Raw genomic sequence first — 16,130 nt, forward strand, 5'->3', positions numbered from 1 at the left:
TCAATGTTATTGGTTTTGCCAAACAAGTCCCACATTCATTTCTTCCTACCCGGTTTATTTCAGCCGCTCGCACTCTGGCGTAAAGATTTTGCCTTTCAGCCTGTCGCTGAAAACTTGTTGCGTTTGTGTGCTGGTGCCACTGTCGAGACCTTGCCTGTGCAAGGGCTAGAAAATACCTTGTTCCACCAAGCCGGACATCCCGCTGATACCGAACTTCCTTTTGCCTATTGCCGCTACTTACTCGACTTTGGCGTGCCACCACCGCAAGCCTTGCTGTGTGCTGACCCGGTATTGTTAAAAAGTGGGCAGGATAGCGTGGTCATGCAACCTAGCTTGCCGCACCTCACTGAGCAGGAAATGGCAACCTTGCTGACCTTGCTGAACAGCCATCTGGCAGAAGATGGTCTGCAACTGGTGGCAAAACACCCGCAACGCTGGTATTTGCTAGGTGAAAGGGTGCAGGGCACAACACCCTTGTGCACTGTGCCGCTCTCGCAAGCCCTCGGACAAAGCATTTTCGCGCTACTACCCCAAGGCGACAAACGCTACTGGCATCGCTTGCTGAATGAAATCCAGATGCTGCTGCACACCAGTGAAATCCCCGCCGTCAACGCCCTGTGGCTGTGGGGGGCATCCAGTTCTTCACTTCCCTCTTGGCAAAAGGGAGGCTGGGGGGGATTTCTCGGCTCAAGCACAACCGCCGAAGTCATGGCTTCAGCCACTAACACCCCGTATCACCCCGTCACCACGTTCGCTGACTGTCAGGTCGACGCAGGCAACTACGCGATCATCCTTGAAGACTTGCACATCCCCAGCGTTACTGACGATCTGCACCATTGGGAACAAGCCCTCGCCGAGCTGGAAACGCACTGGTTTGCCCCAGCACTGGTGGGCATGAAATCGGGTAAGTTCGACATCAGCATTAGTGCTTGCGACGGGCGTTTGCTGCATTGCCAAGCATCACCCGCCTGGAAATTCTGGCAAACCCGTGCTGCGAATTGGGATCAGCTTATCTGACGCTGGTGACAATGCTCTCGAAACGGCCATCCTTGATTTGGGTGATAACCGTTTCGCCCAGCCGTAAGGTGTTGGTATTGCGTACCACTTGCCCAGACTCTGCCATGCGGGTAATGCCGTAACCCCGCTCCAGCACCGCAAGTGGGCTGAGTGCATGAAGTTTTCCCGCCTGAATTTGCAGCTTGTCATGTCGCCGCCCAAAGTAACGTTGGATAGCCGCTTGCAAACGCATCTCCAGTTCATCCAGCCGTTGAACTTTTTGTTGTAAGCGATTGGTAGGACGCTGGTTTTCAAGGCGCTGCCGTAAGCGACGCAGGTGTTCGCCCGCGAGTTGTAAACGGCGTTGCTGGTTGCGCTGTAATTGGGAGAATAGCCGTTGAGTATGGGTTTGCAGCGCCGCCATATCCGGGCTGACCAATTCCGCTGCTGCTGATGGGGTAGGGGCGCGAAGATCGGCGACGAAATCGGCAATGGTGAAGTCGATTTCATGCCCGACCCCGCTGATGATCGGCAAAGAACAAGCGTGGATGGCATGAGCCACCACTTCCTCATTAAACGACCACAGGTCTTCGATCGAACCGCCGCCGCGCGTCAAAATCAGTACATCGCAACGTTGCTCGCGGTCAGCCTGGCGAATGGCGTTAACAATCTGTTCCTTGGAGCCTTCGCCTTGTACTAGCACCGGGTAAATCATCACGGGAATTTGTGGGCAACGGCGTTTCAGTACATTGAGGATGTCGCGGATCGCCGCACCAGTAGGCGAGGTAATAACCCCAATACAGCGTGGGAAGGCGGGGAGTGGCTGTTTGTGTTCGCTGGAAAATAGACCTTGCGCGTGTAATTGGCGTTTAAGTGCCTCGAACTGGCGTTGTAATACGCCCACCCCGGTATCTTCCATATGCTCGATGATGAACTGGTATTCGCCGCGTGGTTCGTAAAGGCCGACTTTGCCGCGTACCAATACTTTCAGGCCATTTTTGGGGGCAAGCTTTAAGGTTGAGGCGCGTCCCTTGAACATGGCGCAACGCACTTGGGCACTGGCATCTTTCAGGCTGAAGTATAAATGACCAGACGAGGCACGGATAAAGTTGGAGATTTCGCCTTCCACCCACAAGGCAGGGAAGCCTTGCGAGAGCAACTGGCCAACTTCGGCGTTGAGTTGGGAAATACTGAGGATGATACGTTCTGTTTGCATAACATCACTGTATAAAAAAAGCCGAGACATTGCCCGGCTTTTTTTGAACTGGCTTTGTGAAAAGTATTTAGCTTTTCGCTTCTGGTGCTGCGACAGGGCCAGCATTTTTGGCTTTCTCAGCTTGTTCCAAACCTTGCGTGCCAGCAATTTCAACGGCTTTGGCGATTTTCATGGCATCATCTTTCTTGCCATCGTTCGCTGCCTTGATGGCAGCGTCCAGATGTTCGGAAGCCGTTGCATCGTCCCAATACCATTCAAATCCGGCTTTTTTGGCAGCAGTATTTGCAGTGCCAGCCGCTTCAATAGCCGCTTTGACGTCAGCATCGACCTTGGCTTTCAGTTCAACTTTGTCTTCTTTTGGTGCTTTATCTGCTTTTTTGTCATCAGCAGCGATAGCAGTAGCAGTCATTAGGGACAGTGCTGTAACAGCAAACAGTGTTTTTAAGTTCATCAAAATAGGTTCCTCCTCTCCTAGATTACGTCAATGAGATAAATCAAATTGCTTGAATTACTCTGAGGGGTATTGATAGCAGTTTACCGACTCAAGGTCAAACTCTATAATGAGGTGCTTCTTTCTCACAGATGGACATAAGCCCCATGCGTATCCTTCAGGAAGCTCTTACCTTCGACGACGTTCTCTTGATTCCAGCCCATTCCACCGTTTTGCCCGCTGATGCCAATTTGCGGACTCCCCTGACTCGCGAGATTACCTTGAATATCCCCTTGCTATCGGCAGCGATGGATACGGTAACAGAAGCCCGTTTGGCGATTGCACTCGCCCAGGAAGGGGGGATGGGCATCCTCCATAAAAACATGAGCATTCAGGCGCAAGCTGACCAGGTGCGTACCGTAAAAAAATACGAAAGTGGCATTATCAAAAACCCGATAACCGTTGGACCTGATGCTACCATCCGTGACGTGTTGGCTTTGACCCGTGCCAACAATATTTCTGGCGTTCCAGTGGTGATTGGTGAAGATTTGGTTGGTATCGTTACCGGACGTGACCTGCGCTTTGAAACCAAGCTGGATGAGCCTGTCAGCACGATCATGACGCCGAAAGAGCGTTTGGTGACGGTGGAAGAGGGTGCAAGCAAAGGGCAAATCCGCAAATTGCTGCACACGCACCGTATTGAAAAAGTGCTGGTGATCAATGACAAATTCCAGTTACGTGGCTTGATCACGGTAAAAGACATCCAGAAATCCACCGATTTCCCGAATGCCTGTAAGGATGACCAAGGTCAATTGCTGGTCGGTGCAGCCGTCGGTGTAGGCTATGGCACAGAAGACCGGGTACGTGCGCTGGTCGAGGCAGGCGTGGACGTGATCATCGTCGATACCGCGCACGGGCATTCCCAAGGCGTCTTGGATCGCGTGTCATGGGTAAAGCAAAACTTCCCACAAGTGCAAGTCATTGGCGGCAATATTGCCACGGGTGAAGCAGCGTTGGCGCTGGTTGCAGCGGGTGCGGATGCGGTGAAAGTCGGCATCGGCCCCGGTTCTATTTGCACGACCCGTATCGTCGCGGGCGTAGGCGTGCCGCAAATCTCTGCGGTCATGAACGTCTCGAAAGCGCTGGAAGGCACGGGTGTACCCTTGATCGCTGACGGCGGTATCCGTTATTCCGGCGACATTGCCAAAGCCTTGGCAGCGGGTGCGCATACCGTGATGTTGGGCGGCATGTTCGCGGGCACGGAAGAAGCGCCGGGCGAAGTGGAATTGTTCCAAGGGCGTTCTTACAAATCTTACCGTGGCATGGGGTCTTTGGGCGCGATGGCGAAAGGTTCCAGCGACCGTTACTTCCAGGACGGCTCTGAAAACGCTGCTGACAAATTGGTGCCGGAAGGTATCGAAGGCCGTGTGCCTTACAAAGGTCCACTGGCACCGATTATCCACCAGATGATGGGTGGGGTACGTTCCAGCATGGGTTATGTGGGCTGCAAGGATATGGAAGAAATGCGCACCAAGCCGCAATTCGTGCGTATTTCCAGCGCAGGTATGCGTGAATCCCATGTCCATGACGTGGCCATTACCAAAGAATCGCCAAACTACCGGGTGTAAGTACCCCTCACCCCCAACCCCTCTCCCTCAAGGGGCGAGGGGAGCAAGAGAGTTTTTATGACACAGAATATTCATGCGGATCGTGTATTGATCCTTGATTTCGGTTCGCAATATACCCAGTTGATTGCGCGGCGGGTGCGCGAAGTGGGCGTCTACTGCGAAATTTACCCGTGGGATGTGGAGGCGCAAGCCGTCGCCGACTTCGGTGCTAAGGGGATTATCCTTTCCGGTGGCCCTGAGTCTGTGACGGGCAATGAGTCGCCGAAAGCCCCGGATAATGTGTTCACGCTGGGCGTGCCGGTGCTGGGCATTTGCTACGGGATGCAAACCATGGCGGTGCAACTCGGTGGCACGGTGGAAACCTCTGACCACTGTGAATTTGGCTACGCGCAAGTGCGGGCGCGGGGTCACACCGAATTATTGCGCGAAATCGAAGACCACGTTTCCCCGGATGGCTTTGGCTTGCTGGACGTGTGGATGTCGCACGGCGATAAAGTTATCACGTTGCCGGACGGTTTTACGCTGATGGCGAGCACCGATTCCGCGCCGATTGCGGGGATGGCGGATGAGTCACGGCATTTCTACGCGCTGCAATTCCACCCGGAAGTGACCCATACCAAGCAAGGCAAGCGCATTTTGCAACGTTTTGTGCAGGGCATTTGCGGCTGCGCAGGTTTGTGGACGACGGCGAATATCATCGACGAAAATATCCGTCTGGTGCGCGAAAAAGTCGGCTCGGATGAGGTGGTGCTAGGCTTGTCTGGCGGGGTGGATTCGTCGGTGGTTGCGGCGTTATTGCACAAGGCGATTGGTACGCAATTGACCTGCGTGTTCGTGGATACCGGCCTGTTGCGTTACCGCGAAGGCGATCAGGTGATGGCCATGTTCGCCGAACACATGGGCGTGAAAGTCATCCGTGTGGATGCGGAGGAGCGTTTCCTGTCAGCCCTTGCGGGCGTCACTGACCCGGAGAAGAAGCGCAAAATCATTGGCGGGTTGTTCATTGATATTTTCGATGAGGAGTCTTCCAAACTGACCAATGCGAAATGGTTGGCGCAAGGCACGATTTACCCGGATGTGATCGAGTCAGCGGGCGCGAAAACCGGCAAGGCGCATTTGATCAAGTCGCACCATAACGTGGGTGGCTTGCCGGAAAACATGAAGCTGGGGCTGGTCGAGCCGTTACGCGAATTGTTCAAGGACGAAGTGCGCGTGATGGGTGTGGAGCTCGGTTTGCCGCCAGAAATGGTGTATCGCCACCCGTTCCCCGGCCCCGGTTTGGGTGTGCGGATTCTGGGCGAAGTGAAGAAGGAATACGCGGATTTGCTGCGTCTGGCTGACCACATCTTCATCGAAGAATTGCGCAAGCATGACTTGTATGACAAGACTTCGCAGGCATTTGCGGTGTTTTTGCCGGTGAAGTCGGTAGGTGTGACGGGCGATGGTCGCCGTTATGATTACGTGATTGCGTTGCGGGCGGTGGAGACGATTGACTTCATGACGGCGCGTTGGGCGCATTTGCCTTATGAGTTGCTGGATCTGCTTTCTCGTCGAATTATCAATGAAATACGCGGGGTTTCTCGGGTGGTTTATGATATTTCAGGGAAGCCACCGGCTACGATTGAGTGGGAGTGAAGACCCTCACCCCCCAGCCCCCTCTCCCGGAGGTAGAGGGGGAGTAAGAGACGGTGAGTGTTAGTCGTAGTGGTAGCGGAAGGCGATGATGGTTAGGAACATGCACGAACAACATCCCTGACTCGGCGCAACCGTGAAGAGGGCGTATGCAATACGCCCCTACAGCGGATGGTCTTTGTAGGGGCGTATTGCATACGCCCTCTTTGGGAAGTTGTTTCGTGCACGCTCCTTAGGTATTCATCGCCTTGCCTTGACGGTGAGTAGTGTCAACTTCAAGTTATTATTGCTTGCGCATCCTTTGTTCAGCCGTTATAAATAAAAATAATTTTTACGGGCTGGAGAAATGAAGATGGGGCAGAAACTTGAACTGGCAGCAGTGCTGGAAGCATTACGAGGAGAATTGAACCTTGCCAAGCGCGAAGGTGATGGGCATGACTTACGTTTTAATATTGATAATGTGGAAGTGGAACTGCAAACCGTCGTTGAAAAAAAAGTGGCAGGTGAGGCAGGTGGGAAAGTCAGGTTTTGGGTATTGGATGCGGATACCAAAGCCAGTGGCGAGTACAAGGATGCTGTCACCCAAAAGATCAAGCTCACATTGAAAGTTGTGGATACCAGTAAACCAGCCGTAGATGGCAAGTCACCGTTGGCTCAGGTGGGTGGCGATAGCTAATGAACCCTTACCCGATCGTCAAAATCACCGTATTTCGGACTGATCAGGATAAACATGGGAAGCAGCGGGAAAGGACGGGAACTGGATATGTTATTGCTGATGGCCTGATTCTTACCGCTCATCATGTCGTTGAGTTTGCGGAGCGGGATAAGAGTCAGCCTATTCAGTTGGAATGGACAAAACTATCCAAGGAAAACTCTCCATGTAAGGCACAAATGACGGATGTGATTTGGGCTAAGCATGATGTAGCTGTGTTGGCGTGTGTTATGCCTGATTTGCTAAAGGCGCATCTTCTGGATTTACCGAAACTGGCGGTAAGCAAGGTGGCTAGTTGTAAGCGTTGGGAGAGTGCGGGCTACCCCAAAATTAACCAGTCTCAACTCAAAGATGCCACGGGTGAGTTTGGGGTTGATTTGAGTGATCCGACTTTCAATCTCACGTTGGCAGATACTTACGGTCGAGATCAAGTTCCGAAAGAGTTGGTTGATACTGGGTGGGGCGGGATGTCAGGTGCACCTGTGTTCAGTCTGGAGAGTGGGCAGCTACAGGCTGTGATCACCGTGCATAACTTATGGATGGAAAAGCAGTTACAGGCGGTTTCTATTCCTTATTTGTTGGCAGACAAGGATTTGGGTTTTCGTCAGGCGGTAGGGTTGGATGATAACGCCGTCGCCATCCAGCAATTTTTTGATGGACAAAAACAGCAAATTCTCGAATTGCTGTGTGACATGAGGCAGGGCAAGCTATTTCAGGCGTTGGCGGCAAAATTACCGATACCGCAGCCAAACATTACGCCGGATAGTGTGTATGAAAAACTGTTTGCGCTTTTCGACAAGGATTGTTTGGCGTTGTTTGATTGGCTGTTGCAAACCAGTTCCAGTGTTCTTAAGCAGGATATCAGCAAGGATACCTTGGAAAATGTCCGAACATTGTTTTGCCTGTTTGCCAGCCTGATGGCCTCTACCAGCTTGGTTGCCCGACAAAGTTACATCAAGTTGTCGGTCTATTCAAAAATGGCTTCCGAGCTTCATCTTGCCCCGCTGTATGAGACTAACCCTGATTTTACGACGGCTGAGGATGGTGAGTTGAAAGGAAGGTATTCGATAGATGCCTCTGTTTTTACTCGTGAAATAGGTTGGGAACAAGATGATTTCAAAAATGAGGCTACCAAGATCATTTTCAAGGGGGTTAATGGCAAGGATGCACCCAAGGTGGTCAATGCCATTGAACTATGGAAGCTGAATGAGAAAATCAAGCAACGTCAGAATAGGAATTTGAACCAGTTACATCGTTTTGAGTTGAATCGTAGCGATGACGCATTGACAGGTAATCCCTTGAGCAATCTGTCTTATTGTCAGGCATTGAATGCAGGTGACTGTTTGCCCGATTTGCCCATTATTCATTACGGCGAAGTGGATATGGATGCAACTTTGAAATTGGAACTGGCTTTGAGTGCCAAAATGGAAGATCTGTTTACCATCCTGCAACAACACGGGTATAGCGCATGACAACCTCAACCCTAAAAACCTTCCACCCCGGCGACATCATCGACTTCAAAACCTGTGGTTCATGGCAAGGTGGCAATTACCTGTTGGATAAGCCTTCTGCGTTTGCGCTGGAAATGGCGTTGGCAACCCGTCGCCCATTGTTGGTGAAAGGCGAACCCGGTATGGGCAAAAGCTATCTGGCTCGCGCTGCTGCTGCCAAGTTGGAGCGCAAGTTTGTCGCCGAAGTCATCAATATCAATACCGAAGGGCAAGATTTGCTGTGGCGTTACGACCCTGTGGCTCGGTTGAATGATGCCCAATCCGGTGGTAAAGGGAGTGGATTAAATCCCGCGCACTATCTCAACCCCGGTGTATTGTGGTGGGCATTCGGTTGGAACAGTGCCGCCAAACAGTACAACGATTGCCGCCACAAAGTTTATCTCCCACAAGTCTCCGACGATGGAAGTTTGGACAAGGGCATCGTATTGCTGATTGATGAAATCGACAAAGCCGAACCTTCGCTCCCCAATAGCTTATTGGAAGTGTTGGGTAACGGTGGCTTTGAAGTCCCCATGCTAGGTGAAACGGTTGGCAGTGAGCCGCAGCAACAGCCGCCATTAGTGATCATTACCACCAATGACGAACGCGAATTGCCGCCCGCATTCTTGCGGCGTTGTTTGGTGTTATCCCTGAAAGTGGAAGAAAACCGTTTTGAAGATTGGTTGATCGAACGTGCCGATGTGCATGTCAGCAATGCGCAATGTAGCCAGGCCATCAAACGTTACGCTGCCCAAGAACTCAAAAAAGACCGTGATGAAGCCGAGAAACATGGCATGGTGAAAGCAGGTTTGGCGGAATACCTCGATCTGCTGACCGCGTTGCACGAAATGACGGATGTCGGTCTGCAAAATGAGGCGCGTACTGCATACCAGCAGTCATTGCTCGACGATATTCGTGATTTTGTACTCAGGAAAGCAATCTGAATGCAGCCCACCAGCCAGACCAGCCGTGCTGACCTGTTACGCTGGATGCGGCGTTGTCATACGCCCGCTGACAAACAACTGGCAGCACAGATACTGGGCTATGAATGGTTAGAGCCGCAAGCTGACGTAAACCTCAAGATTGCTATTGGTGGCGGAGGTAAGAGCGATTCCAAGCCTGATTCACAAGATGATGAGGCGCTGCATCCGCAACTAGGGAAAGATGACGAACCCGCTGCAATAACGCGCCCACCCGAAGCGTTCTATGCCCTCAAACACCGCGAACAATACGCTGATCCTGATACCCCGGACGATGATTTACCCGATTGTTTACGCGGTGTCGAGCCGCTGTCAGCAGCAGATTTACGCCCGCTTGAACAGGGCGAGCCGCTAGCGCATCAGCCACTTGTGCCGCAACAGCGGTTAGTGCCTTTTTTGCGCCAAGCCTTGACCTACCCCTTGGGGCAAAAGCTGGATGTTCCCCGATTGGTGCAGCAAGTTGCCCGCTTGCAAGCCTTGCAGCGTATCCCGCGTCGTTCAAAAGTGTTACCCGCTGGACGGGTGTATGTATTGCTGGATTTGAATAAACGCCTGTTACCGTTTTGGCAAGATGCGCATGATTTGTGTGATTTGCTCACCCGTAAACAGGGCAAAAATGGTTTGGACATTCGCGTATTGGAAGATCAGCCGGGTGGGCGTTATTACGATTGGTTTGATCAGCAACAAGCCGTGAAAGCGTGGCAACCCTTGAAAGCCCCCAGTGTGGTGCTGGTGATCAGCGATCTGGGTCAACTCAGTGCGCAAGGCAGTGTAGTGTGCCAAGGTTGGTTGCGCTTTGCCCAGCAATTAGCGCGGCAAGGCATCCGCCCGCTGGTGTTAAGCCCGGTGTCACCTGCACAGCAATACGCGCCTTTTACAGCAGTGCTGGATCAAATACCGTGGGGGAAGCTGAGTCGTTTTCAGCCGCAAAAGCCTAATTCACAACAGCAAGAACATGCCAGCCATGTGCAGCGGGTGTTGGGTTTGTTGTCGGTAGCGGTGCATGTTGAGCCGGAATTGTTGCGGGCTATTTTGGGGTGTTTGCCTGCGATTCAGGCGGATAGTGGCGTGGAAGCAGCGGTGTATCTGCACTCGGATGTGGTGTGGGGCTATACCGCGATGACCTTGCGAGCAGAAAAGCGGGCGGCGTATCAGGCACTATTCCGGCAAGAGCCAGTCAGTTTGCAGCGGCAGGTGTTGGCACTGATTCGCCAGCAGCATATCGGGCAGTTTCCGGCAGTGTGGGCGGAAACGGTGTTAAATACCAAACCGCTGACCGCGTTTGCGTTGGAAGAGGCCGCGTGGGCAGAGCAATTCATGGTGCGGTTTACGCGCAGTTTTGCGGGGCAGGGCGGGCATGAGGGGATGGCGCAGTTTGCGCAGCGGCATTTGCAGCGGTTGGGTAAAGATGCTGCGGATAAGGCATTTTATCGCGATAGTTACGCTAATGCCTTGCAGGGGTTGGCATACCATGAGCAGTTGCGTGATGGCGGGGAGGTACCAGCCGCATATGACGCGGATGCAGTGTTGGCGGTAGTGCGGCAGCGGGTCGAGCCAAGGCGTTATGGGTTGATACAGCGGGGTGAATATTTAGAAGTTCGGGAAACCAATCTTGAACCGACGGCTTTAGTCACATGGGCGCGTTTGGCTGAGTTTGAAATGCGTCATGACACGCTAATGATTCAGGCAGAACAGGCTTCTCGGTTCCGGTTACAAGACGTGGGGCAGGGGGTGAGAATTTATCATCTGCAAGGTCAGGCGGTAACGCTGGATACGGGTTTGGAAAAGCTGGTGATAACGCCGTTGGCCAAACCCAGTTGGGCATCTGACATTATCCGCACCCCGACAGGTTTGGAAGCGGTGATGCCGTTCGCAGGCAAGTCTTACCGATTCTTTTGGGGGGCAGGTGAATATTCACGTTCTGGTAATGGGTTTGCTGGTCAATGGGTATGCAATGCTAATGAGGGTGTTGGGTTTGATGAGTATGGTCTCTACGCCGATCTCAACATAAAAGGGATTACCCAGCGCTTCCGCTGGATCGAACCCGGCTCCTTCCTCATGGGTTCCCTACCAGACGAAGCAGAGCGTGAACCCCATGAATCACTAAAAGGTACAGAAACCCAACATCAAGTTACCCTAACCCAAGGCTTCTGGCTGGCAGACGCCACCGTTACCCAAGCCTTGTGGCAAGCGGTCATGGGCAATAACCCCAGCCACTTCAACGGAGCGGTCACAATAGACGGCAAATCCATTTACGTGGACGGTGCTAATCACCCAGTCGAACAAGTCAATTGGGAAGACACACAAAAATTCCTTACCCAACTTCAAGCGCTTATTCCCGGACTGGATGCCCGTTTGCCGACGGATGCGCAATGGGAGTACGCCTGCCGTGCGGGAACTTCCAGCGTATTTTCCTTCGGCGATAATATCACCCCAGAACAGGTGAATTACGACGGAAATTATCCCTACGCCAACGGCAAAAAAGGTCTATATAGACAGAAGACCGTTCCCGTCAAATCCCTTCCAGCCAATCTGTGGGGTTTGTATGAAATGCACGGCAACGTGTGGGAATGGTGTCAGGATTGGTGGCAACAGGAAATGTCGGCGGAGCCGACAGTAGACCCGGAGGGTCTTGAAGCGGGCGTTGAGCGCGTCGTTCGCGGCGGTTCGTGGGACGGCAGCGGCGGGGACGTGCGTTCTGCCATCCGTGGCAGGTACGATCCCGCTGGCCGTGGCCACGACGTTGGCTTCCGGCTTGCCCTAGGTCTTGAGCTCAGGCCAGACCAGCAGGGCGGCGGAGCCGTAACACAGGAAAGAGCGGACGACGGGGACGCGGGCAGACGTGGCGCGGGCGACACGGCAGACCGTGGCAGCGTCGGGAGCGGCGGTTTGGCGGTGCCGACCCATGATGTGCTTTCCAGTAAAGAAATGAATGAATGGCTGGAAAGCCAGCGTCCACAAGGGGGGCTGAGTGTGGATGACATAGACCAACCCACCCCAGCAGAGCGTTTTGGCGAAGTAGTTAAAGGCTTGACGAATTTATTCAGGAAGAAAAAATGAAGCACAAGTTTTTCATTATCTGAGCCGTTTTTTTTAAATTAGGCTGCCTTTTTTAGAGATTGCAGCATTGCCTCTCGCAACAATTGGTTCAGCCGCGTCTGATACCCAGCCCCATCAGCTTGCAACCACGCCAAAATATCAGCATCAATCCTAACCGTAACCTGCTTCTTCACAGGGCGATAAAACTTGCCAACTTCGGCATTTTTCCACATCTCCGCTGTTGTTTTGGGGATGTCGCTAAAGTCGATGTCCTCATCTGGCATATTCACCAGATGTTCCCATTCCTTATCTGCCTCGGTTTTCATAAAACTTCCTCTCGTGTTTGGTGGCTTTTCGCGCTGATATAATGTGAATGTGGGTTACTTCGTCTTCAAAATCAACATGATGCTTGCGCAGATTGATTTCTGCTTTGGCATCACGCCAACTGAAGTGATACTCCATCACTTAATCCTTACAAAAGTGTAGTTACATAATACGCTGGTGCAAGTGGCAATGGAAGCCGCCTTGGCGGTATGATAACACTGGGTGATAAATGTGCGTTTTGCCATCCGTAATAACAGATCGTCATCCTGCCTTGCGGTTCGCCGTAAGCAAAAAGCAAGGTCAGCGGTGCGCTAGTAATGGGGTGGATGCCCCGTGAACGCTCACCGCATGACCGAAGACCCTCACCCCAACCCCTCTCCCGGAGGTAGAGGGGCTAAGAAGTAGAAGGCCATGACGACAACAAACCGTGAGAAATCCCGTCTGCTTCGGCAACAGCAAACACCGGCAGAGCAATGTTTATGGCAGCAATTGCGGAATCGCCAATTGGATGGTTACAAGTTTCATCGCCAGTATGCTATCGGTCACTACATTGTGGATTTTGTCTGCCGGACGGAAAAGCTCATTGTGGAATTGGATGGTATCCACCATGTAGAAGCTGATCAGGCAGAATATGACCAAATCCGTACCCAATTTCTTACTGCGCAGAACTTCCGAGTTCTGCGTTTCTGGAATACTGAAATCGAAGAATCCATGCCAAGCGTTTTAGATAAAATCCACCTAGTGTTGAAGACCCTCACCCCCCAGCCCCCTCTCCCGGAGGTAGAGGGGGAGCAAGAATCCACATCTTCTCTTAGCCCCTCTACCTCTGGGAGAGGGGTTGGGGTGAGGGTCTTCTCATGACCTACCGCAACCACCTCTCCCCACCCACCTTCCCCTACGCTTGGGCATCCGACTGGGGCGAAGACCGCTATGGCCTATGGCAAGCCTTCACCTACCAAGACGTGCGCCACGCCTTCCGCTGGATTCCACCCGGCACTTTCCAGATGGGTTCACCCGACGGGAGTGGAGAAGAAGGCGCTGAAGAAGGTCGTTGGGAAGATGAAACTTTGCACCATGTCACCCTCAGCAAAGGCTTCTGGCTCGCCGAAACCACTGTCACCCAAGTCTTGTGGCAAACCATCATGGGTGCAAACCCCAGCAGCTTCAAAGGCGATAACCGTCCTGTCGAACAAGTAAGCTGGGACGATACCCAAACCTTCCTCGACAAACTCAACCAAATCCACCCCGATTTAAGCGTGCGCCTGCCATGGGAAGCTGAATGGGAATACGCCTGCCGCGCCGGAACTCAAACCCCGTTCAACTTCGGCGAAGAATTGACGCTGGACAAAGTAAATTATTCGGGCAAATGGAGCGAGTCTGGCTATGATGATAAAGCTAAAAAATCAACGGTTGACGTAAAAACCTACCCCTGCAACGCTTGGGGCTTATACCAAATGCACGGTAACGTGTGGGAATGGTGTCAGGATGTGTGGCAAGAAAAATTAACGGCTTCGCCGGTTATAGACCCGGAGGGTATCGCCGGAGGCGATAAAGCAGGCGTTGAGCGCGTCGTTCGCGGCGGTTCGTGGGACAGCATCGGCGGGGGCGTGCGTTCTGCCATCCGTCTCAGGGACGATCCCGCTTACCGTGACAACGGCATTGGCTTCCGGCTTGCCCTAGGTCTTGAGCTACAGCCAGCCCAGCAGGGCGGCGGAGCCGCAGGGCGCGGTGCGCCCCAAGGGAAAAAGTGAGCGGACGGCTCTGACGCGGGCAGGCGTGGCGGGAAGCCGCGCCAGACCGTGGCAGTGCCGGGAGCGGCCTTGTGCTAAACTCCCTCCATAAACGCGTAACCTCACGAGCACCCGATGAAAATCCCCTACGGCCTAAGCAATTTCAAGCAAGTCATCACCGAAGGCCGGGAGAGGGGGCGTAGGAGATGAGAGGCTTCTACTTCTTCTCCCAAGTATCCTTCAACCCAATCACCCGGTTAAACACCGGCTTCTCGGCGGTGGAGTACTTGGAATCCAACACAAAATACCCTTCGCGTTCAAACTGATAACGGTCTTCCAACGTCGCTTGCGCTAACCCAATCTCGCCCTTGCAGCCGCTGAGGATTTCCAGACTGCCGGGGTTGATGGAATCGAGGAAGTTCTTGCCGCCCGCATCCGGTGCTGGGTCGTTGAACAGGCGGTCATACAAGCGTACTTCGCAGTCCACATTGTCACGCGCTGATACCCAATGGATCACGCCTTTCGGTTTCACGCCATCTTCCGGGTTGTTACCGACCGTGCCTTCGATCACGCGGGCGCGAATTTCGATGATATTGCCGTCAGCGTCCTTGATGGCTTCGTCGGCTTCGATCACGTAGCTGTTACGCAGGCGTACCCGTTTGCCCAAGACCAGTCGCTTGAATTGCTTGTTGGCTTCTTCGAGGAAGTCGTCCTGATCAATGAAAACCTCGCGGCAGAACGGCATTTCACGCGTGCCCATTTCCTCATGCTGCGGGTGTACCGGCGCAGTCATGGTTTCCACTTGGTCTTCCGGGTAATTGGTCAGGGTGACTTTGAGCGGGCGCAACACACACATGGCACGCGGCGAAATCTCGTTCAGGTCTTCGCGGATGGCGAATTCCAGCATTCCCACATCGACCACGCCTTCGACCTTGGTCACGCCTGCCATTTCGCAGAAGTCGTTGATGGCTTTGGGGGTGTAACCCCGGCGGCGCATCCCCGACACGGTGGGCATACGTGGGTCATTCCAGCCGTCAACGTGCTTTTCATCCACCAGTTGCTTGAGCTTGCGCTTGCTGGTGATGGTGTAATTGACGTTGAGGCGTGAAAATTCGTACTGGTGCGGTTGCGCGGGGACAGGCAGGTTATTGATAAACCAGTCGTACAGTGGGCGATGTACTTCAAATTCCAGCGTACACACCGAGTGTGTAATACCTTCCAGCGCGTCGCCTTGCCCGTGTGCGTAGTCGTAGGACGGGTAAATGCACCATTTGTCGCCGGTCTGGTGATGGGTAGCGCGTTTGATGCGGTAAATCACCGGGTCACGCAGGTTGATATTGGGCGATGCCATGTCGATTTTGACACGCAAGGTACGGCTGCCATCGGCAAATTCCCCGGCACGCATCCGCGCAAACAGATCAAGGTTTTCCTCAATGGAACGGGTGCGGAACGGGCTATCTTTGCCCGCTTCGGTCAGGTTGCCCCGGTATGTGCGCATCTCTTCGGCGTTTAGGTCGCACACAAACGCCTTGCCCGCTTCGATCAGGTGCACCGCCCAGTCATACAACTGCTCGAAATAATCGGAGGCGTAATGCACCTCGCCATCCCATTGGTAGCCCAGCCATTGCACGTCAGCCTTGATGGACTCGACGTATTCCTCGTCTTCCTTTTCGGGGTTGGTGTCATCCATCCGCAGGTTGCACTTGCCGCCGAATTTCTGTGCCAGACCGAAGTTCAGCCAGATGGATTTGGCATGGCCAATGTGCAAATAGCCATTCGGCTCGGGGGGGAACCGCGTCCGAATGGCGGGGGTTTTGCCGCTAGCGAGGTCTTCCTTGACGATACGCTCGATAAAATTAAGGGGTTTGCTGGTTTCTTCGCTCATGGGGGTAGTTCTTGTCAATTATTGCAATGCAGGAATTAGACTATTAAGCACCGCTGATGTCCAGCATC

At 53.2% G+C, this 16,130-nt stretch carries 13 protein-coding genes; 9 read left to right on the plus strand and 4 right to left on the minus strand.

Annotation, left to right across the window (positions count from 1 at the left end; genetic code table 11):
• Positions 1–15: 15 nt before the first annotated feature.
• Positions 16–1,017, plus strand: a complete 1,002-nt coding sequence (locus tag J9253_RS04215) for a hypothetical protein (RefSeq protein WP_210223437.1) — start codon at positions 16–18, stop codon at positions 1,015–1,017.
• Here J9253_RS04215 and xseA read toward each other — a convergent pair.
• Together xseA and J9253_RS04225 are read right to left on the minus strand one after the other, a co-directional pair.
• The gene (xseA, locus tag J9253_RS04220) at positions 1,010–2,212 is read right to left on the minus strand and encodes an exodeoxyribonuclease VII large subunit (RefSeq protein ID WP_210223438.1); all 1,203 of its coding nucleotides are present in this window, start codon (positions 2,210–2,212) and stop codon (positions 1,010–1,012) included. The genes J9253_RS04215 and xseA overlap by 8 nt on opposite strands.
• 67 nt (positions 2,213–2,279) lie before the next feature.
• Positions 2,280–2,663, minus strand: coding sequence for a hypothetical protein (locus tag J9253_RS04225; RefSeq protein ID WP_210223439.1), 384 nt, complete (start codon positions 2,661–2,663; stop codon positions 2,280–2,282).
• A 146-nt stretch (positions 2,664–2,809) separates the two neighbouring features.
• Here J9253_RS04225 and guaB point away from each other — a divergent pair, with 146 nt between their 5' ends.
• From guaB to J9253_RS04255, 6 genes are all read left to right on the plus strand, one after another.
• Entirely contained in the window at positions 2,810–4,270 is a 1,461-nt protein-coding gene (guaB, locus tag J9253_RS04230) for an IMP dehydrogenase (protein WP_028488014.1), read from the plus strand.
• Between the two features lie 57 nt (positions 4,271–4,327).
• Entirely contained in the window at positions 4,328–5,905 is a 1,578-nt protein-coding gene (gene guaA, locus J9253_RS04235; protein ID WP_210223440.1) for a glutamine-hydrolyzing GMP synthase, read from the plus strand.
• 349 nt (positions 5,906–6,254) lie between these two features.
• The gene (locus J9253_RS04240) at positions 6,255–6,578 is read left to right on the plus strand and encodes a trypco2 family protein (RefSeq protein ID WP_210223441.1); all 324 of its coding nucleotides are present in this window, start codon (positions 6,255–6,257) and stop codon (positions 6,576–6,578) included.
• On the plus strand, positions 6,578–8,086 hold the full coding sequence (locus J9253_RS04245; protein ID WP_210223442.1) for a trypsin-like peptidase domain-containing protein: 1,509 nt from the start codon (positions 6,578–6,580) through the stop codon (positions 8,084–8,086). Before J9253_RS04240 ends, J9253_RS04245 begins: the two co-directional genes overlap by 1 nt.
• Complete coding sequence (locus tag J9253_RS04250) at positions 8,083–9,048, plus strand: AAA family ATPase (RefSeq protein WP_210223443.1); 966 nt, start codon at positions 8,083–8,085, stop codon at positions 9,046–9,048. The genes J9253_RS04245 and J9253_RS04250 overlap by 4 nt, the downstream gene beginning before the upstream one ends.
• Positions 9,049–12,144, plus strand: coding sequence for a formylglycine-generating enzyme family protein (locus J9253_RS04255; RefSeq protein WP_210223444.1), 3,096 nt, complete (start codon positions 9,049–9,051; stop codon positions 12,142–12,144).
• 38 nt (positions 12,145–12,182) lie between these two features.
• Here the strand turns inward: J9253_RS04255 and J9253_RS04260 are convergent, their stop codons facing one another.
• Positions 12,183–12,449 (minus strand): BrnA antitoxin family protein, encoded by a 267-nt coding sequence (locus tag J9253_RS04260; RefSeq protein WP_210223445.1) that lies wholly within the window; start codon positions 12,447–12,449, stop codon positions 12,183–12,185.
• A gap of 409 nt (positions 12,450–12,858) precedes the next feature.
• On the opposite strand from J9253_RS04260, the gene J9253_RS04265 reads away from it, so the two are divergent.
• Together J9253_RS04265 and J9253_RS04270 are read left to right on the plus strand one after the other, a co-directional pair.
• Positions 12,859–13,308 carry an endonuclease domain-containing protein gene (locus tag J9253_RS04265; protein ID WP_210223446.1) on the plus strand — a complete coding sequence of 150 codons (450 nt, stop codon included), beginning with the start codon at positions 12,859–12,861 and terminating at the stop codon, positions 13,306–13,308.
• Positions 13,305–14,198 carry a formylglycine-generating enzyme family protein gene (locus tag J9253_RS04270; protein WP_210223447.1) on the plus strand — a complete coding sequence of 298 codons (894 nt, stop codon included), beginning with the start codon at positions 13,305–13,307 and terminating at the stop codon, positions 14,196–14,198. Before J9253_RS04265 ends, J9253_RS04270 begins: the two co-directional genes overlap by 4 nt.
• A gap of 196 nt (positions 14,199–14,394) precedes the next feature.
• Here the strand turns inward: J9253_RS04270 and J9253_RS04275 are convergent, their stop codons facing one another.
• Positions 14,395–16,062 carry a glutamine--tRNA ligase/YqeY domain fusion protein gene (locus J9253_RS04275; protein WP_210223448.1) on the minus strand — a complete coding sequence of 556 codons (1,668 nt, stop codon included), beginning with the start codon at positions 16,060–16,062 and terminating at the stop codon, positions 14,395–14,397.
• Positions 16,063–16,130 lie beyond the last annotated feature (68 nt).

The sequence above is a fragment of the Thiothrix litoralis genome (genome assembly GCF_017901135.1).
Taxonomy (GTDB): Bacteria; Pseudomonadota; Gammaproteobacteria; order Thiotrichales; family Thiotrichaceae; genus Thiothrix; species Thiothrix litoralis.